The sequence below is a fragment of the Acidocella sp. C78 genome, assembly GCF_907164655.1.
This window is the reverse complement of sequence record NZ_CAJQZK010000065.1, coordinates 1-21,910: the sequence shown is the minus strand read 5'-3', so window position 1 is coordinate 21,910 and position 21,910 is coordinate 1. Positions and strand designations below refer to the sequence as shown.

At 67.1% G+C, this 21,910-nt stretch carries 19 protein-coding genes, 1 tRNA gene and 2 pseudogenes; 9 read left to right on the top strand and 13 right to left on the bottom strand.

The genetic code is table 11. The features are described 5' to 3' along the window. Positions 1–14 precede the first annotated feature (14 nt). From ACIDOCELLA78_RS87195 to ACIDOCELLA78_RS87180, 4 genes are all read right to left on the bottom strand, one after another. The gene (locus ACIDOCELLA78_RS87195) at positions 15–1,211 is read right to left on the bottom strand and encodes an autotransporter strand-loop-strand O-heptosyltransferase (RefSeq protein WP_249675641.1); all 1,197 of its coding nucleotides are present in this window, start codon (positions 1,209–1,211) and stop codon (positions 15–17) included. Between the two features lie 560 nt (positions 1,212–1,771). Beyond that, a complete protein-coding gene (locus ACIDOCELLA78_RS87190; protein ID WP_201728400.1) occupies positions 1,772–3,511 on the bottom strand; it encodes an ABC transporter ATP-binding protein in 1,740 nt (579 codons plus the stop codon). 30 nt (positions 3,512–3,541) lie between these two features. Further along, a complete protein-coding gene (locus ACIDOCELLA78_RS87185; RefSeq protein ID WP_201728463.1) occupies positions 3,542–4,978 on the bottom strand; it encodes an MFS transporter in 1,437 nt (478 codons plus the stop codon). Positions 4,979–5,020: 42 nt separating this feature from the next. Beyond that, complete coding sequence (locus ACIDOCELLA78_RS87180; RefSeq protein WP_201728399.1) at positions 5,021–6,214, bottom strand: DUF2125 domain-containing protein; 1,194 nt, start codon at positions 6,212–6,214, stop codon at positions 5,021–5,023. Between the two features lie 131 nt (positions 6,215–6,345). Here ACIDOCELLA78_RS87180 and ACIDOCELLA78_RS87175 point away from each other — a divergent pair, with 131 nt between their 5' ends. The 3 genes from ACIDOCELLA78_RS87175 to ACIDOCELLA78_RS87165 are packed head-to-tail and all read left to right on the top strand — an operon-like array spanning position 6,346 to position 8,720. Next, the gene (locus tag ACIDOCELLA78_RS87175; RefSeq protein ID WP_374223245.1) at positions 6,346–7,272 is read left to right on the top strand and encodes a glycosyltransferase family 2 protein; all 927 of its coding nucleotides are present in this window, start codon (positions 6,346–6,348) and stop codon (positions 7,270–7,272) included. A 39-nt stretch (positions 7,273–7,311) separates the two neighbouring features. After that, positions 7,312–7,794 carry a MaoC family dehydratase gene (locus ACIDOCELLA78_RS87170; protein WP_249675638.1) on the top strand — a complete coding sequence of 161 codons (483 nt, stop codon included), beginning with the start codon at positions 7,312–7,314 and terminating at the stop codon, positions 7,792–7,794. Then, on the top strand, positions 7,791–8,720 hold the full coding sequence (locus tag ACIDOCELLA78_RS87165) for a bifunctional riboflavin kinase/FAD synthetase (protein WP_201728398.1): 930 nt from the start codon (positions 7,791–7,793) through the stop codon (positions 8,718–8,720). The genes ACIDOCELLA78_RS87170 and ACIDOCELLA78_RS87165 overlap by 4 nt, the downstream gene beginning before the upstream one ends. A gap of 65 nt (positions 8,721–8,785) precedes the next feature. Here the strand turns inward: ACIDOCELLA78_RS87165 and recF are convergent, their stop codons facing one another. After that, the gene (gene recF / locus ACIDOCELLA78_RS87160; RefSeq protein WP_201728397.1) at positions 8,786–9,925 is read right to left on the bottom strand and encodes a DNA replication/repair protein RecF; all 1,140 of its coding nucleotides are present in this window, start codon (positions 9,923–9,925) and stop codon (positions 8,786–8,788) included. A gap of 42 nt (positions 9,926–9,967) precedes the next feature. Continuing rightward, entirely contained in the window at positions 9,968–11,398 is a 1,431-nt protein-coding gene (locus ACIDOCELLA78_RS87155) for a short-chain fatty acyl-CoA regulator family protein (RefSeq protein WP_249675634.1), read from the bottom strand. Positions 11,399–11,970: 572 nt separating this feature from the next. Between ACIDOCELLA78_RS87155 and ACIDOCELLA78_RS87150 the strand changes: the two genes are divergently transcribed. Then, on the top strand, positions 11,971–12,546 hold the full coding sequence (locus ACIDOCELLA78_RS87150; protein WP_249675611.1) for a hypothetical protein: 576 nt from the start codon (positions 11,971–11,973) through the stop codon (positions 12,544–12,546). A gap of 168 nt (positions 12,547–12,714) precedes the next feature. Here ACIDOCELLA78_RS87150 and ACIDOCELLA78_RS87145 read toward each other — a convergent pair whose 3' ends face one another. From ACIDOCELLA78_RS87145 to ACIDOCELLA78_RS87120, 6 genes are all read right to left on the bottom strand, one after another. Beyond that, the gene (locus ACIDOCELLA78_RS87145; RefSeq protein ID WP_201728395.1) at positions 12,715–13,176 is read right to left on the bottom strand and encodes a PH domain-containing protein; all 462 of its coding nucleotides are present in this window, start codon (positions 13,174–13,176) and stop codon (positions 12,715–12,717) included. Between the two features lie 28 nt (positions 13,177–13,204). Next, a tRNA-Lys gene (locus ACIDOCELLA78_RS87140) sits at positions 13,205–13,280 on the bottom strand. A 70-nt stretch (positions 13,281–13,350) separates the two neighbouring features. Further along, the gene (locus tag ACIDOCELLA78_RS87135) at positions 13,351–13,905 is read right to left on the bottom strand and encodes a peptidylprolyl isomerase (protein WP_201728394.1); all 555 of its coding nucleotides are present in this window, start codon (positions 13,903–13,905) and stop codon (positions 13,351–13,353) included. Continuing rightward, positions 13,902–14,411, bottom strand: coding sequence for a pantetheine-phosphate adenylyltransferase (gene coaD, locus ACIDOCELLA78_RS87130; RefSeq protein WP_201728393.1), 510 nt, complete (start codon positions 14,409–14,411; stop codon positions 13,902–13,904). The genes ACIDOCELLA78_RS87135 and coaD overlap by 4 nt, the downstream gene beginning before the upstream one ends. Further along, positions 14,404–17,136 (bottom strand): DNA gyrase subunit A, encoded by a 2,733-nt coding sequence (gyrA, locus tag ACIDOCELLA78_RS87125; RefSeq protein WP_201728392.1) that lies wholly within the window; start codon positions 17,134–17,136, stop codon positions 14,404–14,406. The genes coaD and gyrA overlap by 8 nt, the downstream gene beginning before the upstream one ends. A 45-nt stretch (positions 17,137–17,181) precedes the next feature. Further along, positions 17,182–17,919 carry a squalene/phytoene synthase family protein gene (locus tag ACIDOCELLA78_RS87120; RefSeq protein WP_201728391.1) on the bottom strand — a complete coding sequence of 246 codons (738 nt, stop codon included), beginning with the start codon at positions 17,917–17,919 and terminating at the stop codon, positions 17,182–17,184. Between the two features lie 117 nt (positions 17,920–18,036). Here ACIDOCELLA78_RS87120 and ACIDOCELLA78_RS87115 point away from each other — a divergent pair. Continuing rightward, positions 18,037–18,641 (top strand): annotated as a pseudogene (locus tag ACIDOCELLA78_RS87115) (superoxide dismutase). 69 nt (positions 18,642–18,710) lie between these two features. Here ACIDOCELLA78_RS87115 and yajC read toward each other — a convergent pair. Further along, a complete protein-coding gene (gene yajC, locus ACIDOCELLA78_RS87110; protein WP_201728390.1) occupies positions 18,711–19,070 on the bottom strand; it encodes a preprotein translocase subunit YajC in 360 nt (119 codons plus the stop codon). Between the two features lie 106 nt (positions 19,071–19,176). Between yajC and ACIDOCELLA78_RS87105 the strand changes: the two are divergent. The 4 genes and pseudogenes from ACIDOCELLA78_RS87105 to ACIDOCELLA78_RS87090 form a co-directional block, all read left to right on the top strand. Next, a pseudogene (locus ACIDOCELLA78_RS87105) lies at positions 19,177–20,044 on the top strand (ATP-binding protein). A 390-nt stretch (positions 20,045–20,434) separates the two neighbouring features. After that, on the top strand, positions 20,435–20,863 hold the full coding sequence (locus tag ACIDOCELLA78_RS87100) for an energy transducer TonB (RefSeq protein ID WP_249675606.1): 429 nt from the start codon (positions 20,435–20,437) through the stop codon (positions 20,861–20,863). A gap of 269 nt (positions 20,864–21,132) precedes the next feature. Beyond that, the gene (locus tag ACIDOCELLA78_RS87095; protein ID WP_307850886.1) at positions 21,133–21,615 is read left to right on the top strand and encodes a MotA/TolQ/ExbB proton channel family protein; all 483 of its coding nucleotides are present in this window, start codon (positions 21,133–21,135) and stop codon (positions 21,613–21,615) included. 92 nt (positions 21,616–21,707) lie between these two features. Further along, the coding region (locus ACIDOCELLA78_RS87090; RefSeq protein WP_201728389.1) for a biopolymer transporter ExbD at positions 21,708–21,910 on the top strand (203 nt) is incomplete at its 3' end.

Genomic DNA, 21,910 nt, shown 5'->3' with positions numbered 1-21,910 from the left:
TCAGAAAACAGTGGTTATTCAATACTCAGAAGCGGCTCGATAATTTTGACCACCTGATCCGCGGTGATCAGACGCGTGCATTCAAACTGCCGTGATGTGTTTGCATGCCGTGGACACCAGAAAAAATCGTTATGATCGAACATTTCCCGCGGATCGTTCCAGCATGAATTGCAGGCATGCCAGTTGATGACGCGGTATGGTGTTTCGAACTCGTTGGTGGGGTGCGTGAACCCCGAAATCATCACCACGGGAGTCTCCATGGCCCAGGCAAGCCAGGACAGGCCGGAACTCAGCCCGACGAAAAATGCGGCATGCTTCAGCCAGCGGGCGCGCTCGGCCAGCGGGCGGTCACCCGTCTCGTCTTCGGCGCCGTGCGGTATCCGGTTCCACACATACCCGACCCCGTTCACTGGCTTCTGGTCGATACAGATGACCCGGTAACCGCGCGCCTTGATATGGCGGACGACCTCCAGCCACCCCGTGGGATTGTTCCAGTATTTGCACTGAGCCGAACTCTGCACCGCGATGCAGACATAGGGCTCCTCGATCGGTCTCGTATCATCCTCAAGCGCAATCCGCGGCCGGATTTCCACCGGATCGACGCCCAGGATGTAAGCTGCCGTCTTGTGCAGGCCGACATGGCGGAAATCGGTCGGTTGCATGGTGTTTTCGGCGTCGGTGAAAAACAGCCCCATATGGTAATTCGCATAGGCCCGGCTCATGACGTTTTCGGCTTCGAGCTGCGCGGTGGTCATCAGACGAAGCTCCGGATAGGTCGCCTCGAACAGGGGAATGAGAACTGGCGACAGAACACACGTGACTTTTGCCTTGCTCGTCTCGGCAAAACGCGAAACATAGGGGAACCAGGCAAAAACATCCCCAATGGTTCCAACCGGGATCTGCACGACAACGTCGCGGTCCCGAAGATCAAGCACATGTTCGAAGACAAGCTCGATATCGCCCGAATCGCTACGCCGCTCGATCTTGATTTCAAAACGAACAAAATACCTCTTTTTTGACTTTAGAACGCCAGTCTTGATCTCATTCTGATAAACAATAAGTCCGGAATCAACGTCCTTCAGAGTGACAAACCATACGCCGCCTTCACGCTCAGGCAGATATACACGCGCCCCATCAAGAAAATCATAACGAATACCTTGCGGCGCTTCCCACACCGGCATTTCCGGCGGCACAACATAAACCGAACTCAACAAAACAATCCTCTACCGATTCAATATTCGTGGCAGTTGATGCCGTTTGAATGAGATTTTTCATGGGGAAGAGACTTTTTCTCCTGTAAGCAGGCTCGCCTAATTACCTCTCCAAAATATGCAGTCCATCTACAGGCCATTGAAATAAATCTGAAAATTGCAGCGCCACGGCGACGCCGAAGCCCTTAACTCGTTACGTTGGTTATACAGGGGATAATAACGTTCCGTCAATTAATACAATCGGTATATAATGTTTTAATTTATTTTAAAAAATTATTTTAACGATATATCCCAATATTAAAAACAATTGATAAGTTATTATGTAAAAATAACACAACTAATATCTTTATTTTTGTATTTCGTCTTTATTTTTTGTATAGCTGAGACGGCACGGAACAAGCCATGGCCACATGATCGCGAATCTTGCCCGACAGCACGGGGGGAAGGCAAGATATCTTTCAGCGCGCCGCGGCAAAGACAGATCGGACACATCATTTCCGCCAACACGGCTTCACAGGCTTTGGCGCATCATCCAATCCGGGGATGGATCTGAAGGCACTCTAAGAAGACAGTGCCTGCGCACGAACGAGGCGGGCAAACGCGCCCTCCTCCGCCATCAGGTCGGCATGCGTGCCTTGCTCCACCACCACCCCATCCGCAACCACCACGATCCTGTCCGCATCTCGCACGGTGGCGAGGCGGTGCGCGACCACAATGGTCGTGCGGCCACGCCGAAGGCGGGCGAGGGCTTCCTGCACCGCCGCCTCGCTCTCGGCGTCCAGCGCGCTGGTCGCCTCGTCCAGCAGCAGGATCCGCGGATCGCGCAGCAGGGCGCGGGCCAGGGCGACGCGCTGGCGCTGCCCGCCCGAAAGCCGCTGGCCGTTCACCCCGACGCGGGTGTCGAACCCCTCGGGCAGCTCGGCAATGAACCCTGCCGCCGCCGCCTCGGCCGCCTCCCGGATCTCACCAATCGAGGCGCCCTTGCGGCCCATCCCGATATTGGCGGCAATCGTGTCGTCGAAGAGCAGCGCGTCCTGGCCGACATAGGCGATCGCACTGCGCAGAGACCCGAGCGACACCGCCGCGATATCGGCGCCATCGATCAGGATCGCGCCGCGATCGGCCTCGTAGAGCCGGGGAATCAGCGCCAGCGCCGTCGATTTTCCAGCACCTGACGCGCCGACCAAAGCGAGGGTTCGGCCCGGTTCGGCAACAAAGGAAAGATCGCGCAACCCCGGCCGGCCATCCGGATAGGCGAACCCGACATGGCGAAACTCCACCCGGCCGGGGCCAGGCGGCAGCGGCGCCGCCCCCGGGCGCTCGATGCTCGCCGAAGGCTCGTCGATCACGTGGAACACGCGCTCCAGCCCCGCCATGCCTTCCTGCACCGCGGCATTCATCGTGCCGAGCGCGCGCAACGGGCGTGAGGCAATCAGCAGCGCCGCAACAAAGCCGGTGAAATTGCCGATGCCGGAAGCGCCCGCGGCGTGCCGCCAGCCGGCAAAGCCGATGACCAAGGCAATCGCGAGACCGCCCAGAACCTCAAGAACCGGATCGAGCGCGGCCCGCCCCCGGATCATGCGCATCAGCGCGCGATACAATTGTTCGAAGGCCCGATCGGCCCTGCGGCGTTCATCCTCTTCGAGACCATAGGCGCGGACGGTCCGAGCCTGCGCGAAGCTCTCGTTCAGCAGTGAGGCGGTTTCGCCCATCCGCTCCTGCATGCCGCCCGAGGCGCGCCGGATGCGCCGGCCGATCTTCTGGATCGGCAGCCCGGCCAGCGGGTAGAGCACGGCGGCGATCAGGCTTAGCTCCCAGTCGATCCAGAGCATGGTGCCGACCAGCCCGATCAGCGTGAAGAAATCGGCGATGCCGTTCACCGCGCGGCTCATCGCCTCGCGGATCACGGTGGCGTCGGTCGTGAAACGGGCGGCGAGCGCCGCCGGCGGCTCGCGATCGATCCGCACCAGTTCGGCACTGGTCAGATGTCCGAACATCGAGACCTGCAAGCGGCGGATGGTGCCAAGCACAACCTGCTGCGTCAGCAGCGTCTGGACGTATTGGGCAAGCGCCTTGACCAAGGTGACGACGAGCACGATCAGCGGCACCTGATACAGAATCCGCGGATCGCGCTTGGCGAACATGGTAAAGGCGCGGTCGATCAGCGCGGGGTAGAGCGCCGTCGTGCCGGACATCACCAGTGTGGCGACGATGATCAGCGCGACACGGCCGCGATAGGCGGTGACATGTTGCCGCCACAGCCGCCGCGCGAGCGCGATGCTGCTGCCGGTTTCCATCATGAGAGATCCGTTTCCGCTTGCGATGCTGCGTTACTGGCGCGGCGCCGGGTTCGCGTCAATCACCGGCGCGGCGGCGCCGTGCCCGCTCAGCGCCTCGCCGGCGCCGGGCGCGAGCCGGGCGCAGACCGGCACCGAGAGCGCGCCGATCGCGCTGACGATGATGAACGCCCAGCCGTAATCGGCGATCGCGGGTTCGGCATGCCCGGCGAGCGCCGTGGTGAACTCAAGCGCGCCTGCGGCAACCGATATGCCAAGGGTCAGGGTGATCTGCTGGAACGTGGCATAAAAGCTCGTCGCCGCGCTCATCCGGCTCCGCGGCACATCGGCATAGGCGATGGTGTTGAGGGCGGTGAACTGCAACGAGCGGAACACGCCGCCGACCAGCAGCACCGCGTCGAGCCCGAGTTCCGGCCAGCCAGGCCGAAAGGCCGCGCAGGCGGCGGTGAAGACCACCGCCAGCCCGCCGAACAGCATCATCGCCACGCGAAAGCCGAGACGCCGCAGGACCGGCTCGGCCAGCGGCTTCATCGCCAGCGCGCCGATTGCCGCCGCAAAGGTGATCGTGCCCGATTTCGCCGCGGTATCGCCGAAGCCGAGCTGGAGCATCAGCGGCAGCAGGAACGGCATGGCGCCGGCCAGCACGCGGAAGAGGCTGCCGGCGATGGTCGAATTCGCGAATGTATCGATCCGCATCAGCGTCAGGTCGAGCACCGGATGCGGATGGTGGCGCGCATGCCGGACATAGGCGAGAGCGGCCGCCGCGCCGCCGGCGAAGCAGCCGAGGCTCCAGCGCAGGGGAATGATGCCACGGCCTACCGTCTCGAAACCGGCCATCAGCAGCGCCATGGCAAGCCCGCTCCAGACCAGGCCGGCGAGATCGAGCCGGCCGGCCTGCGCCTCGTCCTTCACCTCGCGCACGTGCCGGGTCACGGCGGCAATGCCGATCAGGCCAATGGGAACGTTGATGTCGAACGTCCAGCGCCAGGAAAGATAGGTGACGATGAAGCCGCCGAGCGGCGGGCCGATGATGGGGCCGAGCAGGGCCGGCATGGTGAGCCACGACGTGGCCGCGATCATGTCCCGCCGGCGCACCGACCTGAGCAGCAGCAACCGGCCGACCGGCACCATCATCGCCCCGCCCAGGCCCTGGAAAACCCGCGCGGCGATCAGCTCGCCCAGACTCTGCGACAGGCCGCAGAAAATCGATCCGAGCGTGAAAGTCACAATCGCCGCGCGGAACACGGTCCGGCTGCCGAAGCGGTCGGCAACCCAGCCGGAAGCGGGAATGAAGACCGCGAGCGCGATCAGGTAGGAGGTAAGCGCCAGGCTCATATGCAGCGGATCGGCGTGGAAGCTCTTCGCCATCGCCGGCAGGGCCGTGGCCACGATGGTGCCGTCGAGGTTCTGCATGAACAGCGCGGTGGCCACGATCAGCGCGGTCAGGCGCATCCTGTGCGGCGGCAGCATCGCGCCGCCGGCCTCGTCGTCGGGGGCCGAGTCGGTCACGCCTCAACCCTTCGGTTTCGGCGCTCCGGCGGGCGGGGGCGGTGCGTCGGGCCAGACCAGAGGCGGCACCGTCACCAGATAGGTGCCGTTCGCCGTCAGCGCGCCATGGGCGAGGCTGAACGTGACGGCGAGGCGCTGGCCACCTTTCGGGCCGCGGACCAGAAAGGGCGAAGCGGCCGCGGTCAGCGCGCTGATGCCGCCGACGAGGCCGGGATAGTGGGTCGAGATCGTTCCCAGCGCCGCGCCGAACCCATCTGCGACCAGGTGCATCTGGCCGCGCGGCTGGGTTCCGGAATCGAAGCCGAACTCACCTTTTCCGGTTGCATCGAGGGGGCCGACCACAAGCCGGACGCCGAGGCTGCCATGCCCGCCGGCGCGCGCCCAGCGATGCAGCGCGGGGCCGGTTCGCTGCCAGATCGCCATGAAATCCGCCGGGGTCATGCCTGCCAGGGGCCTGGCCGGACGGTTGATCTGCGGAGCGAGCGCACCGGCAAGGCCGGCCGGCAGTTCGGCGGCGGGGCCGGAGACCGCAAGATCGAGGCTGAGCCGACCGAGCTTGCCGCCGAACGGCAGGTCGCCCAGCGTGGTGAAGATCGGCGACAGCGCGAGCCCCGACACCGATTCACGCAATGAGAACGCGGTCTCGGCGGTGCCCGCGCGTGGATTACGGGTGTCGTCGACGGATATCGCCGCTATGCTCAGCAGGGTGAAATTGGTATTCTGACTGTCGATCCTGAGATCGGTCGCATGGAAGCTGCCGGCGCGAAGCGGATTGTCCGATCCGTTGAGCAGAGAGGCCGGATCGAAACGCTCGGTCGCGGCGATGCTGCCGAAATGCAGCGTGGCCGAAGGGCCATCGGCCAGCGCGAGACGCCATGTCGACGCCGGCGCGAGATCGAGCGTGAAGGGCGTGCCCGGGCGCACCGTCATGTCCAGCGCGGGGATGGCGAGCGTCGGCGCCGGACCATTCGTGACAGGCGGCGTCAGCCGCAGATCGCTCACCAGGACCTCGACCCGGAACGGCGACGTGCCGCGAATGACCGCACCGTGGGCAACCGTCCAGCCATGCGATCGCAGCAGCGTGGTCATCTGGTCCACCGCCAGGGCGAGACGGCTTTCGGCATACCACCAGAGCCCGACCCAGAAGATCCCCACGACCACCAGCGCGAGCGACAGAAAACGGACCAGCCTTCGCATCTTGCGTCCTTTCACATCCGCGCGCTCACTGTAGCGGCGGCGCTGCTCAAGGCCAAACGGGCGGCCTGCTCGGTTTACCGGTGGCACGACGGCGGCTACACCGGATGCGGCCAATACGGAGCTGGATCACGATGACGGAGCCGAAAATCGCGGTTCTCCTGCCCTGTCACAACGAGGAAGCGGCGATCGGCGCGGTCGTGCGCGCCTTCCGCGCTGCGTTGCCCACAGCGGATATCTACGTGTTCGACAATAATTCGACCGACGACACCGCCGCGATCGCACGTGCCGCAGGAGCCATCGTTCGCCAGGAGAGTTTGCAGGGCAAGGGATATGTGGTCCGGCGGATGTTCCGCGACATCCAGGCGGATCTCTACGTCATGGCGGATGGCGACGACACCTATGACGCGACGCTGGCCCCGGCGATGATCGCGCTGGCGCAGCGCGGGCCGTATGACCTCGTCAACTGCGTGCGCCGCGAGACCGATGCCGCCGCCTATCGCAGCGGCCACCGGTTCGGCAACCACCTGCTCACCGGGGCGGTCCGCGCCATTTTCGGCGACCGGGTCGAGGACATGCTTTCGGGATACAAGGTGCTGTCGCGCCGCTTCGTGAAATCCTTCCCGGTTCTGGCAACGGGATTCGACATCGAGACCGAGCTTGCGGTGCATGCGCTCGAACTCGCGCTGCCGATCGCCCATGTCGAGGGCGAATACCGCCCGCGGCCGGCGGGATCGGCCAGCAAGCTGAGAACCTGGAGCGATGGCTGGCGCATCCTCAGGCTGATCCTGCGGCTGCTGCGGCACGAGCGGCCGCTGGCCTTTTTCGGCGCCCTCGGCCTCGCGGCGTTTCTTGCCGCAGCCGTGCTCATCGCCCCGGTCATCGCGACCTATCTGCGCACCGGCCTTGTGCCACGGCTGCCGACCGCTGTGCTGGCGACCGGCATCGTCCTCGCCGGCGCGCTCAGCCTGACCACGGGCGTTATCCTCGATACGGTGACACGCGGGCGCCGGGAAACGAGGCTGCTCGCCTATCTGCGCCATCAAGCCCCGGGGCCTTGACCCGGCCCCCCGATCCGGCGCTTTGTGCATCGCGACATCTTGAACCGCGACGGGAGTTCCCATGCCCAGCTGCGTCCCTTCGATCAGCTCCAACCCGGCCAGACCGCCTCGCTGGGAAAAACCATCACCGAGGCAGATATCCTGCTGTTCTCGGCAGTGTCGATGGACACGAACCCGGTGCACCTGAACCAGGAGCTGGCCGACGAAACACTGTTCAAGGGGCGCGTTGCGCACGGTATGCTGTGCGGTAGCCTGATCTCGGCCGTGCTGGGCACGGTGCTGCCGGGGCTGGGCACGATCTATCTCACCCAGTCGATGCGCTTCCGCGCGCCGGTGCGCATCGGCGATACCGTCACCGCCGAGGTCGAGGTCGCGGCACTCGATCATGAAAAGCGGCGGGCGACGATGCGCACGCGCTGCTTCGTCCGCGGCAAGGTGGTGATCGAGGGCGAGGCCGTGGTGATTCCGCCCACGGAAGCCGTCGTCGCCGTGGCGCAGAACGAGAAGCGCGCTGCCGAATGATCCGCGTCTTCCACGACTGGACGGCGATCCCTGACGAGGCACGCGGTGCCTCCGTGGCTCTCGGGAATTTCGACGGGATGCATCGTGGCCATCTGGAAGTGCTGCGGGCCGCGCATGCCGCACGGCCGGAAGCGCCGCGGGCCGCGCTCACCTTCGCGCCGCACCCGCGCGAGTTCTTCCGCCCCGAGGACCCGCCGTTCCGGCTGATGCTGGAGGCCGAGAGGGCGGCGGCGCTGGAGGAGGCGGGGATCGACTTCCTCTACGAACTCACCTTCGACCGCGCCTTCTCGCAGCTGAGCGCCGAGGCATTCGTCGCGGACGTGCTGTATCGTGGCATCGGGGCGGCGCATCTGGCATGCGGCGCGGATTTCGCCTTCGGCCACCGTCGGGGCGGCGATGTCGCCATGCTGCGGATGGCCGCGGAATCGCATGGTATCGGCCTCTCGGTCGTGCCGCATCTGGATGACGCCGAGGGCCCGATTTCCTCCAGCCGAATCCGCCGGCTGCTGCAGGATGGCTATCCTGAACGCGCCACCGCGCTGCTCGGCCGGCCGCACGCGATTCGCGGCGTGGTCGCGCATGGCGACGCGCGGGGGCGGACGATCGGCTTTCCCACCGCCAACGTCGCCCTCGGCCGGCATCTGGAGCCGGCGCGCGGCGTTTATGCCGTGACAGTGCGGCTCAAGGACGGCAGCAGGGTCAAGGGCGTCGCCAATATCGGGCGGCGGCCGACCGTGGCGGAAGGGGCGATCTCGCGGCTGGAGGCGCATCTGTTCGACTTCGCCGGCGACCTCTACGGCCAGGATATCGCGGTCTCGCTCCACCATTTCATCCGCGAGGAGCGGCGCTTCGCCGATTTCGACGCGCTGCGGGCGCAGATCGTGGCCGATGCGGAGGAGGCGCGGCGCCTGCTGGCGGCGATCTGACCGAAGCCCGATCCTGGCAGAGCGCTGTTGGTGCGCGAGCCGCGCCCTCAGCTTGGCGCGATGCCTCAATCGCGGCGAAGACCGCCCTCGCCGACGGTCCAGATCGCGGCATCGCCGAGGGCAGCGAACTGGTCGCGCTCGGTCGCGGTGCAGAACACCTGCGCCTCCCCGCGCTGCAAGGCATCGCCGAGCGCCATCCGGTGCGCGGCATCGAGATGCACGAACGGCTCGTCGAGCAGCAGCACCGGTGCCGTGCCGCGAGCGGAGGCAACCAGCGCCACATGCGCCAGCACGATCGACACCAGCATCGCGCGTTGCTGCCCGGTCGAGGCCAGCGCCGCGACGAGGCCGCTCGCCGCCTGGGCGAGACCGAGATCGGCGCGCTGCGGCGAGATCGCGGCGACCGGTTCGGCACGCGAGGCGGCATAGCGGGCGCGCAGCCAGTCCTCGACCTCCAGCGCCGGGCGGTGCGCGAGTTCGGCGCCGATCGGGCAGTCGAGCGACAGGCGCGCGGCGGGGAACGGATCGGCGGTGCCGGCGGCGAGCAGCGCGTTGAGCCGCTCGATGACGTAGAGCCGGGACGCGGTGAGTGCTGCGGCGTGGCGGGCCATCGAATCCTCGATCGTGGCGAGCCAAAGCGGGTCGTACCGCCCGGCCTCGATCAGCCGGTTGCGGTTGGCCGAGGCGGATTCGAAGGCAGCGACCTCGCTGGCATGGCCCGGTTCGAGGGCGAGCACCAGACGGTCGAGAAACCGGCGGCGCGACGATGCGCCCTCGGTGAACAGCCGGTCCATCTGCGGGGTGAGCCAGAGGCAGGAAAACCGGGCGGCGATGCGCGACGCCGGCACCGGCTCGCCATCCAGCAGCAGGCGCCGACGATCCCCCTGCCCGGCCTCGATGCCGGTGCCGATCGCGCCACCGCCCTCCTTGCCCTCCAGCCTTGCGGCAATAGCCCAGCCGCCGGCGGCGCCCGGCGCATGGCGGGCCAGCTCGGCGAGGCGTGCGCCGCGCAGGCCCCGGCCCGGCGCAAGCAGCGAAACGGCTTCGAGCAGATTGGTCTTGCCCGCGCCGTTCGGCCCGGCAAGGGCGATGATCTTGCCGCCGGGCTGCCAGTCGAGCCGGGCGTAGGACCGGAAATCGGCAAGGCGCAGCGACTCGATCCGCAACGCGGCGGCGGAACGCGCGGAAGTGCCGGGGATCGTCATCCGGTTCTGATAGTCGAGGCCGCCGCCTGCGGCCAGATGGCGTCAGCCGCCGGACGACGGGCGGCTGACCCGGTAGGGCACCACGCCGCGCTCGGCGGTGCCGACATCGATCGTGCCGTCGATCGGCGGCATGGCGCGATGGCGGCAGGAAACCCGCAGGCAGGAGCGGCAGCCGGGGCCGATCGGGTCGATCGCGCCCGGCCGGTCGAGATCGAGCCCGGCGGCGTAGACGATCCGGGGTGCATACTGGATCTCGCAGCCGAGACCGACCGCGACGGCGCGCGGCCGCGCCAGATAGGACGTGCCGCCGCCGCCGACCGTGCGGGCGATGCTGATATAGGTGGTCTCGCCCGGCGGCTGGGCGAGCTGAACCGAGATTTTCCCGGGCTGCGAAAACGCCTGGTAGACATTCCAGAGCGGGCACGGACCGCCGAAACGGTCGAAGCGGAAGCGCGTGGCGCTGCTGCGCTTGAGCACGTTGCCGGCGACGTCGGTCTTCAGGAAAAAGAACGGAATTCCCTGCGCGCCCGGGCGCTGCAGCGTGCTGAGCCGGTGGCAGACCTGCTCGAAACTCGCCTGGAACCTGATCTGCAGGCGCTGGATATCGTATCGCTCGGCCTCGGCCTCGGCGAGAAAGGCGCCATAGGGCATGATCAGCGCGCCGGCGAAGTAATTGGCCAGAGCCACACGGGCAATCCCCCGCGCCGCCTCTGAGGAGAATTTCGCCCGCTCGACCAGCCGCGAAATGAGCCGCCCATGGCTGAGCAGGCCGATCACATGGGCCAGGGAGAACCGGCGGGTTTCGAGCCGCATTTCCTCGGCGATCAGCAGGCGGCGGTTGCGACGGTCGATCTGCCAGAGAATCCCGTCGGGCAGGAGATTGGCCGAAGGGACGACCTCGATCCGGTGCGTGGCGGCAAGATGATGTTCGAGTGCCGCGGCTTCACGGCCAAGCGTAGCGTGGACGTCCGCGGCGAGCCGCTCGGCCGCAAGATCGATCTCATGGAAGTAGTTCCGCTCGGACTGCACCCAGTCGCGCACCTCATCATATGGAGGCAATGGGCCGGATTCGTCCCGCCCCAGGGCGGTACCACGCGCGAGGCTGGTGTGCAGAGAGCGATAGGCGGCATAGAGGGCAATAAAGCGACGAGCGAGTTCCGGCGTGTCGCGCACCGCCGCGCGGGCCTCGGTGAAGGTCAGCCGGCCGGGGCCGAGCGCGGGATCGAGAGCGGCTTCGAGCAGGTCACCGGCGCGGCGCACCTCGTCATCGCCGGACAGTTCGGCCGGCGGAATGCCGAGCAACTCGCAAAGGGGCGCCGCAAGGCGCGGCGGAACCGGACGACGGTCGTTCTCGATCTGGTTCATGTAACTCGGCGACAGGCCGAGCTGGCGGGCAATATCGCGCTGCTGCAGGCCGCGCTGCTCGCGGATCAGCCTCAGTCTCGCTCCGGCAAACAATTTTGGTTCACGCAAGCAAACGTCCCTCGGCTTTGCCATGCCCTGCCGGCGCCATGTTGCGGCCGGTGGGCGCGGCCCGCGACAACCAGAGCATCGCCCGATCAGGCGACATCATCTGAACGGGTAAAATACTCTTGATGATCAACAAGATAGAACGTCACATCCGATCCTTGTCCGATCGCATCGTGATCTAACCGCCCGGACCGTTCCGGTCAAACGCCAGGCTGCGCTGGATCAATGACCATGCGCCGCGGCAGGCCTAGAGCATCATCCGATCAGATGGAATCATCTGACCGGATGATGCTCCAGGCTCGATCTGTGGTTGCGGCGGAGGAAAACATGAGACCGTCTCACGCCAAGATGTGGCTGGCCTTGGCAGTCATGCTGGCAGGGTGCGCGCGGCCGGCGCTTCGCGCTCTCCAGCCACCGCCGGAACCGGCGCGCGGCGCCGCCAGGGCGGCCTTCGAGGCCGAGGCCGCGGCGGCTCGGGCGGACCTCGCGCGCGAAGTGAAGCGCGCCTCCCTCCCGCGCACGCTGCCGCGGCACGCTGGATTGCGGCCACGCGGCACGCGCTGGCGAGAGCGACCGTGAGACTGACACGGCCGCAACTCATCGTCGTCGTCAATCGCGATCCCCTCGTGCAACGGCTCTGCCTCATCGCCGCGGCCCCGTCGGAGCCGTGGCGGGTGATCGGCTGCGATACGGTCTCGACCGGACAGTCCGGCCGGCGCGGATACTTCATCACCCCGGAAGGCGTCTTCGCTCACACCGCCGACATTCTCGATTACCGCGCACTCGGCACCTTCAACGAAAACCATGTCCGCGGTCTCGGCCTCAAGGGCATGCGGGTCTGGGATTTCGGCTGGCGGATTGCGGCGAAGGGCTGGCGCCCCGATGGCGAGACCGGCGAGATCCGGCTGCTGGTGCATGCAACCGACCCCGACCTTCTGGAGCCGCGCCTCGGCCGCCCGGCCTCGCAGGGATGCGTACGGATCTCGGCGGCGATGAACCGCTTTCTCGATCGTCATGGCGTGCTGGATCGCGAACAGGAGGCAGCCGCGCGGGAGGATATGCGGGTGGCGGCAACGCTTCCAGCCGACCGCACACCCTCGCCGCTCGCCGGCGGGTTGCTGGTCGTGATCGACAAGGCGGACGCCACCTGAATGCCATGGACCGCGGACCAGGCCGAGCGCCATACGCACCGGGCGAACACGCCCGCGCTGCGCCAATGACTGCCTCGCGCGCACCGGGAACGAGGGGCGCGCGATCCGACGGCAAATGCGGTGATCGCAAGGCTCGCGCGGCGGCATTCCCGGCGCTGTGATGCCGGGTCAGGCGGCGGTAATGCTGCTGCGAAACGCGAGCGGGTCGGCAATGCGGGGGAACGGCTCCCAGGTCGACCCGGTACCGCGCACAATGACGGTGCCGTAATTGAAGAGCCGGCCGGCCAGGGACTGCCGGACCTCGACGCTCTCGACCTTCTCCAGGCTCATCTCATGCGTGGTGCGGCCGAAAATGCCGCTCTTGTGGATCACCCTGCGGTCGGTGACCGCGAGTTCGGTAGACATGCGCCGAAGCCAGGCGACGAGCAGCAGCCAGCAGCCGAGCAAAAATGCCGCCGCCGCGGCGAAATGCAGTATCGTCGCCGGCCGTCCTGCCGCCATGCCTCCGGCCACGATGAGCGCAAAGGCAAGGGTGATCGCGAATATGCCGCGCAGATAGACGAACCAGTGGAGATGCGTCCAGCTTAGTACGGTTTCATCGGGCTGCAGAACCTGCTCGACATAGCTCAAGGAGATGTTCTCCGCGCCGGAAACGTCATGGTGAGCCCGCAGGGATTCGAACCCTGGACCCCAAGATTAAAAGTCTCGTGCTCTACCAACTGAGCTACGGGCTCTCACCAGGCGACCCGCCGGAAAGACCAATTCCGGCGGGGTTCGTCAAGAGGCTGTGGCGGATTGCCGGTATTACGCGGCGAGTTCCATCTTGATGATCTTGGTCGGATCGGTGACGCGGCCGCTTTGGCCCTGGCCTTTCTTGATCTGGTCGACGAAGTCCATCCCGGCGGTCACCTGGCCGAACAGGGTATATTGTCCATCGAGCCAGGCGGCGGGAGCGAAGCAGATGAAGAACTGGCTGTTGCCGCTGTTCGGATCGTTGGTGCGGGCCATGCCGAGAGAGCCGGTGAGGAACTTTGCCTTGTCGGTGAACTCGGCGGGCACGTTGGGCAGGTTGCTGCCGCCGGTGCCGGTGTTGGTCGGGTCGCCGGTCTGCGCCATGAAACCGGCGATCACGCGGAAGAACTCGCAGCCGTCATAGAAGCCGCGCGCGGTCAGCGTGCGGATCTGCTCGCAGGTTTTCGGGGCAAGATCGGGGCGCAGCTCGATCGTGACGACGCCGAAGGGCAGCGTCATGTGGATGGTGTTCGACGGGCTGGCGGCGGAAGCGGATTCGGACATGAAAACTCCGGCAAGAGGGGTGGAAGCGGCGGCGGCGAGAAATGTGCGGCGTCTGATCATCATGGTCTGCCAACCCGGCGAAGGGTCCTCTCCAAGGTCAGTTTTGGAACGAAGCTCGAGATGTCGCCGCCCAGCTGGGCGATTTCCTTCACGAAGCGGGACGAGATGAACTGGTGCCGCTCGCTCGCCATCAGGAAAATCGTCTCGATCCGCTGGTCGAGCCGCGCATTCATCCCAGCCATCTGAAATTCGTAATCGAAGTCGGAGACCGCGCGCAAGCCACGCACGATCACTTGTGCGCCGACCTGCTGGGCGAAGGCGATCAGCAACGAATCGAAAGCCTGAACGTCGATCTCGGTGCCGGTGCGCTCGGCAATGGGGGTCACCTCGGCACGCACCATCTCGACGCGCTCATCGGTGGGGAACAGCGGCCCCTTGCCGGCGTTGCGCGCGACCCCGATCACCAGCTTCGAGCAAAGCTGCGCGGCGCGGCCGATAATGTCGAGATGCCCGTTGGTAATGGGATCGAACGTTCCCGGATACAGCCCAACCAGCCCGCCCTCACGCATCCCGCTCCTCCAAGCCTTCCTCCTCGCCATCGTCGATGACCGGGAAAACGCTGGTCACCTGCTCGTCCTTCTCGACCCGCACCAACGTCACGCCCATCGCCTGGCGGCCGGTGATGCGCACCTGATCGACCGGCGCGCGGATCAGCTTGCCCTGGTCGGTCACCAGCATGATGTCGCCGCCCGGCCGCACCGGGAAGCTCGCGGCAACCGCGCGGCCATTGCGCGCGGCAAGCGCGATATTGGCGATGCCCTGGCCGCCGCGCCCGGTGACGCGGTATTCATAAGCCGAGGAGAGCTTGCCGAACCCGCCGGTGGTGACGGTGAGCAGCATCTCCTCAGCCGATTGCAGCTCGGCGATCCGCTCGGGGGCGAGCTGGATGTCGGCCGCCGCCTCGTCGCTTTCCACCGTCTCGGTCTCGGCCTCCTCGCCGCCGGCGCGGCGCTGGGCGGCGGCGTATTTCAGATAGGCCGCGCGCTCGTCCACGCTCGCCTCGACGTGGCGAAGCACCGAGAGCGAGATCACCTCGTCGCCGGCGCCGAGGCGAATGCCGCGCACACCGCTCGAGTCGCGGCCGGCGAAAACGCGCAGCGTGTCGTCAGTGATCTGGAAGCGGATGCAGCGCGCCTGGCGCGTGGCCAGGAACACGTCATCGCCCTCGCGGCAGGTGGCGACGCCGATCAGTCGGTCGCCCTCGTCGAGCTTCATCGCGATCAGGCCGGTGGAACGCACATTGCGGAAATCCGCCAGCCGGTTGCGCCGCACATTGCCCGATGCGGTGGCGAAAACGAGGTGAAGATCGTTCCACAGGCTTTCGTCCTGCGGCAGCGGCAGCACGGCGGTGACGGCATCGCCGTTCAGCTCGGGCAGGATGTTGACGATCGCCCTGCCCTTCGCCGCCGGCGCCGATTCGGGCAGGCGCCAGACCTTTTCGCGGAACGCCTTGCCGCCCTGGCTGAAGAACAGCACGAACTGGTGGGTATGGGCGTTGAAGCTGCGGGTGATCACGTCGTCGCCGCGCATCGAGGCGGCGGCGCGGCCGCGGCCGCCGCGGTTCTGGGCGCGGAAGGATTCGAGCGGGGTGCGCTTGATGAAGCCGTCGCGCGTCATGGTGACGACCATCTGGCCCGGCTCGATCAGGCTTTCATCGTCCTGGTCGGCAATGCTGTCCTCGATGCTGGTCAGGCGCGGAGACGCGATACGCTCGCGGATGGCGATCAACTCGCCGCGCATCACCTCGAGCCGGCGCGGGCGGGAGGCGATAATTTCGAGCAGCTCGCCGATGCGGCGGCCGACCTCGGCGAGTTCGGACTGGATCTTCTCGCGTTCGAGCCCGGTGAGGCGCTGGAGGCGCAGTTCGAGTATGCCGCGGGCCTGCGCCTCGGTCAGGCGCACGGTGCCATCCGCCGAGATCTGGTTGCCGTGATCGTCGATCAGTTCGAGCAGCGGGCGGACATCGCCGGCCGGCCAGTCCCGTGCCATCAGGGCGATGCGGGCGGAGGCCGCGTCCGGCGCCGCGCGGATCAGCGCGATCACCTCGTCGATATTCGCCACCGCGATGCCGAGCCCGACCAGCAGATGCGCCCGGTCGCGCGCCTTGTTCAGCTCGAAGCGCGAGCGGCGCAGGATCACGTCCTCGCGGAAGGTGATGAAGCAGTCCAGCGCATCGCGCAGGCCGAGCTGGCGCGGCCGGCCGCCATCGAGGGCGAGCATGTTGATGCCGAAGCCGGTCTGCATCTGGGTGAAGCGGTACAGGTGGTTGAGCACGACTTCCGGCGTGGCGTCGCGCTTCAGCTCGATCACCATGCGCATGCCCTCGCGGTCGCTCTCGTCGCGCAGGTCGGCGATGCCCTCGATTTCCTTGGCGCGCACGAGTTCGGCAATGCGTTCGAGCAGCGTCGCCTTGTTCACCTGGTAGGGTAGTTCGCTGACGATGATCGCCATGCGATCCTTGCGGATTTCCTCGATGCTGGTGCGGGCGCGGACAACGATGCCGCCGCGCCCGGTCTCGAAGGCGCTGCGGATGCCGGAACGGCCGAGAATGATGCCGCCGGTCGGGAAATCCGGGCCGGGGACGATCCGCATCAGCTCGTCCAGCGTCGCCTCCGGCTGGGCGATGAGGTGCAGCGTCGCGTCGATGATCTCGCTCGGATTGTGCGGCGGGATGTTGGTCGCCATGCCGACGGCGATGCCGTTGCCGCCATTGACCAGCAGGTTGGGGAAGGCGGCGGGCAGAACGCGGGGCTCGCTGTCGCTCTCGTCATAGGTCGGCTGGAAATCGACCGTGTCCTTGTCGATATCCGCCAACAGGGCCATCGCGGCATCGGCGAGGCGGGCCTCGGTGTAGCGCATCGCCGCCGGCGGATCGCCATCGACCGAACCGAAATTGCCCTGGCCATCGATCAGCGGCACCCGCATCGAGAAGCCCTGGGCCATGCGAACCGCGGCATCGTAGATCGCGGCGTCGCCATGCGGGTGATACTTGCCCATCACATCGCCGACCATGCGGGCGGATTTGCGATAGGGCTTGTCCGGCGTGTTGCCCGATTCCTGCATGGCGTAGAGGATGCGGCGATGCACCGGCTTCAGCCCGTCCCGCGCGTCCGGCAGGGCGCGCGAGACGATCACGGACATGGCGTAATCGAGATAGGAGCGGCGCATCTCCTGCTCGATCGTCACGGGCACCTGGCCGCTTGGCCCCTCGGTCTGGTCGGTCGTGTCGGTCATGCCGGCGTCATATCACCTGCGCCGCGCGGGGGCGAGGGGTACGGCTCAACAGCGTCCGGTCAGTCCGGCGAACACGACGGCGATCCGGTCCGCTAGGCCGCGCGGCGCCGGACCGGCGGGGCGGCGCAGGTCGCGCCGGGCGAGCAGGTCGCGCAAATCGCGCCGGGCGAGCACCGCCGGCAGGGCGGCGGCAAGGCCCTGGCGCGGCGCGCGGTGGCGCAGCAGCCGAGCCGCGTCCGCGCGCAAGGTCGCGGGATCGGTGCCGTCCTGCGGCAGCAGATCGCGGCCGGCGGCTTCAAGTGCCGGGGCGGCGCGGAGAATCCCGGCAATGCCATAGCCGGTGCCGAGATCCTCCAGCGCCGCCAGCGCATCGGGGTCGGTCACGCCGAGCACCGTGCCGGCACTCCGCGCCAGCCCGCCCGCCGTGCCGCGCGCATAGGCGAGAAAGGCGGCGCGGTCGGGAATCGGTTCGGCCTCGGCCTCGCGCGCATCGATCAGCGCCGTCAGCGCGGCGGCGGAAAAAATGCCCCCGGCGAGGCCGGCGCGGAGGGAAGCGGCCAGCGGATGGGCGCGCTCGGCCCCCTCCACCACCTCGCGCCACCAGTGCAGCCGGATCAGCGCCAGCGGCGGCTGGCTCGCCACCTCGCGCGCCCGCGCCAGTTCGTGGTTGAAGCCATAGAGCACGAACAGCCAGCGCCGCGCCTCCGGCGGGGCGAAGAGCGCGCCGAGAAAGCGGTCCGGATCGGCGCGACGGACGAGGGCGGCGAGGTCGGGGTCGGTCATTGCGAAACTCTTTCGATGCTTGACGCTGGCAGGGCCGGACCATAGCTACCGGACGAGCGGTCGGCACGCCCCGTGCCGGCGCCGAAACAGAAGCCCAAACCGGATCGGAGATGCCCCATGGCCTTTGAACTCCCCGCGTTGCCCTATGCGCACGCAGCCCTTGCCGCGCATGGCATGTGCCAGGAAACGCTCGAACTTCACCACGGCAAGCACCATCAGGCCTATGTGACGGCGCTGAACGGCTTCGTCGAGAAGAACGCCGACCTGCAGGGCAAGAGCCTGGAGGAGATCGTCGCCTTCACCTACAACAAGGCCGATCTCGCGCCGGTGTTCAACAATGCCGGGCAACACTGGAACCACAACCTGTTCTGGCAATGCATGTCGCCCACCGATGGCGGCAAGCTGCCGGGCCGGCTGGAGGCGAAGCTCGTCGAGGATTTCGGCGGCGTCGCGCAGTTCAAGGATGCGTTCAAGACCGCCGGACCACCCAGTTCGGCTCCGGCTGGGCCTGGCTGATCCTCACCCCGGGCGGCAAGCTCGCCGTCACCAAGACGCCGAACGGCTCCAACCCGGTCGCCACCGGCGAGGGCAAGCCGCTGCTCGGCCTCGATGTGTGGGAACACTCCTACTATCTCGATTTCCGCAACCGCCGGCCGGACTATATCCAGAACTGGCTCGACAAGCTGGCCAACTACGCCCACGCCGAACACCTGCTGGGCTGAGGCCGGGCAAAGCCCGACGATATTCGCGGCCCCGGAGATTCGCTCCGGGGCCGTTGCCGTTTGCGGCGCTTACTTCTTCTTCGGCTCGGCCGGCCTGGTCTCGGCCGGCTTCGAATCGGTCAGCACGTTGCTGATCGTGCTGCGCAGCACGGTGATGCGGACATTGGGGGCGATATCGACCTCGATTTCCTCGGCGCCGTCCAGCGCCTTGACCACCTGGCCGACGATGCCGCCGCCAGTCACCACCTTGTCGCCGCGGCGGATGGAAGCGAGCCGCGCCTTCTGCGCCTTGGCCTGCTGCTGCTGCGGGCGGATCAGGATGAAGTAGAAGACGATGACGATCAGCACCAGCGGTGCGAAATTGATCACCGCCGCCGTGACATCCGATGGCGATGACTGTGCGGCAGCGTAGGCGGTGGCGATGAACATGCGGAATATCCCGATCTGCTGTGGTGAAGCTTGTCCTGGCTCGGGCGGGACCATAGTTTGCACGCCCGCCCCGTCAAGCCGCGCGGGGCCTGCCTGAGGAGACGTCATGGACCAGCCGACACACGACCTGCTCGCCCGCATCGCCGATGCGCTCGACCGCCTCGCCCCGCCGCCGCCGCCGCCGGCCGAGGTGACCGCGCACGATGCCTATGTCTGGCATCCCGAGCGCGCGGCGCTGGAGCCGGTGGAGCAGGTCTCGCGCGTGCCGATCGGGCTGCTGCAGGGCGTGGAGCGGCAGAAGGACATCCTGACCGAGAACACGCTGCGCTTCGCCCGCGCCCTGCCGGCCAACAACGCGATGCTGTGGGGGCGCGCGGGATGGGCAAATCCTCGCTGGTGAAGGCCGCGCATGCGGCGGCGAATCGGGCCTATCCCGGCAGTCTCGCGCTGATCGAGATCCATCGCGAGGACATCGCCACCCTGCCCGCGCTGCTCGACATCCTGCGCGGCCAGCCCCGCCAGTGCCTGATCCTGTGCGACGATCTCAGCTTCGAGCGCGAGGATGCCGACTACAAGGCGCTGAAATCGGTATTGGATGGCGGGATCAAGGGCCGGCCGGACAACGTGCTGTTCTACGCGACCTCGAACCGGCGGCACCTGATGCCGCGCGACATGATCGAGAACGAGCGCAGCACCGCGATCCACGCCTCGGAAGCGACCGAGGAAAAAGTGTCGCTGTCGGACCGGTTCGGCATCTGGCTCGGCTTTCACAATTGTGATCAGCAGACCTTCTTCGCCATGATCGAGGGCTATGCGAAGGCGTTCGCCCTCGATGTCGACGCGGAAACCCTTCACGCCGAGGCGGTGGAATGGTCGGTGACGCGGGGTGCGCGTTCGGGGCGGGTGGCGTGGCAGTTCATCTGCGATCTCGCCGGCGGCTCGGCCGCCGCATCGAGGCCGGTGCGGCGCCTTGACAGCCCTCAGCCACACCCCGAAGACAAAGGCGTGATCACCAACCCGGACCAGCACCGGAGCCACGCATGAGGACGGAGGGGCTACGGCGAACGGCGCCGTTCCGTCCTGGCGGCCCGACGAGCTTGGGCTGCCGCGCGCAACGGCGGCGGGGCTCGCGCTGGTCGGGCTGATCGCCGCGGGCGCGCTCTATGCCGCCCGCCACCTGCCGCGCTATCGCACGCCCATCGTTCCGGCGACCACCGTGCATCTGGTCCGGCTCGCGCCGCCCTTGCCGCTGCCGCCCAAGCCGGTGCAGCCGCCGCCACCGCCGCTGCCGGCGCCCCGCCGCCAGTGCCCCCGCCGCCGCAACCGCAGCCCAAGCCGCTGCCGCCGCCCCCGCGCCATCGCCGATGCCCCCGCCGAAGCCGCTGCCGAACGTGGTGCATCACCCGCCCCCGCCGCGCCCGGCGCCGAAGCCACATCCGGTCGCCCATCCGGCGCCCCGCCCCGCCCCGCCACCGCCACCAAAGACGAAACACCCGCCGCCGCAGCCGGCTTTCGATTTCGCGCAATACGCCGCCAGCCTGCGCGGGCCGCTGCAACGCGAGGTGCATGTGACACAAACGATGCGCATGCTCGGCGTTCGCGGCATCGCGTTCATCGAATTCACCCTCGCCCCGGATGGAAGGCTGCTCTCAGCACGGATCTACCGCAGCAGCGGCAACCCGCTGATCGACCGCGCGGCGCTCGATGCGGTGCGGCACCATCACTTCCCGCCCTTCCCCGGCGCCGCCGACAAGACCTTCGCGGTACCCATCCAGATCCGCGTTCACGGCTAGCTCGATGGTCGGAATGGACATGGATTTCCGTTCCCGCCCCACCGCCGCGGCCACATCTCGCCCGGCGTCCGGCGGCGGGCGCATTTTCGCCCCCGCGCGGAATGCGGCTATAGGATTGAAGCGCCCCGCCGGCGCGCCATCGCGGGGCGGGATGAACGAGGAGCTGAGCCGATGAATGAAATCGTCCGTCTGGTCATGATGACGGGCGGCCTGCTGGCGGTCATGCCGGTACTGCTGCTGGTGACGCTCGTGGTCGGGCTTGAACGCTTCTGGCTGCTCAAGCGCACGCTCGGCGCCGGGCGGCGCATCCATGCGGCACTGCGCGCCGTGGGGTATGGCAATCCGGCCGGGCTGCGCGATCTCGCCGAGAGCCACGGCACCACGCTGCAAGCCACCTCATCGCCACCGCCCTCGCCTCGCGCGGGGAGACCGCCGACGAGCTCGACAACCATCTCGAGGAAGAGATCATGGATGCGATGCCGCGAATCACCCGCGGCCTCTGGATTCTGGACACCGCGGTGACGATCGCCCCGCTGCTGGGCCTGTTCGGCACCATCATCGGCATGATCCAGGCGTTCGACGTGCTGTCGAGCAATGGCGGCCCGGCGAAAGTGACGGGCGGCATCGCCGATGCCCTGGTCTCGACCGGCGCCGGCCTGCTGATCGCCATCATCGCGGTCTATCTCGTGAACTATTTCAACAATCTGACCCGCCGGATCGTGCAGCAGCTCGAACTCGTGAAGTCGTGCTGATCAACCGGCTGCACGGTCGCGGCCTCGCCGGCGACGATGCGGCGGTGGATGCGCCGAAGCGCCGCGCCGCCGGCGTGGCGCGGATCTGACCGATGCGCCGCCGCCGCGACCTTCTCGAACGCGAACGCCCGCGGCTCGAAATCGTGCCGATGATCGACATCATGATGTTCCTGCTCGTGTTCTTCGTGATGATCGTGCTCAAGATGATCCCCGATTCCGGAGTCGCGCTGAAACTTCCGGGCGCGCAGACGGCGAAGGAACTCAAGCCCGCCCAGGTGGTGGTGATGATCGACGC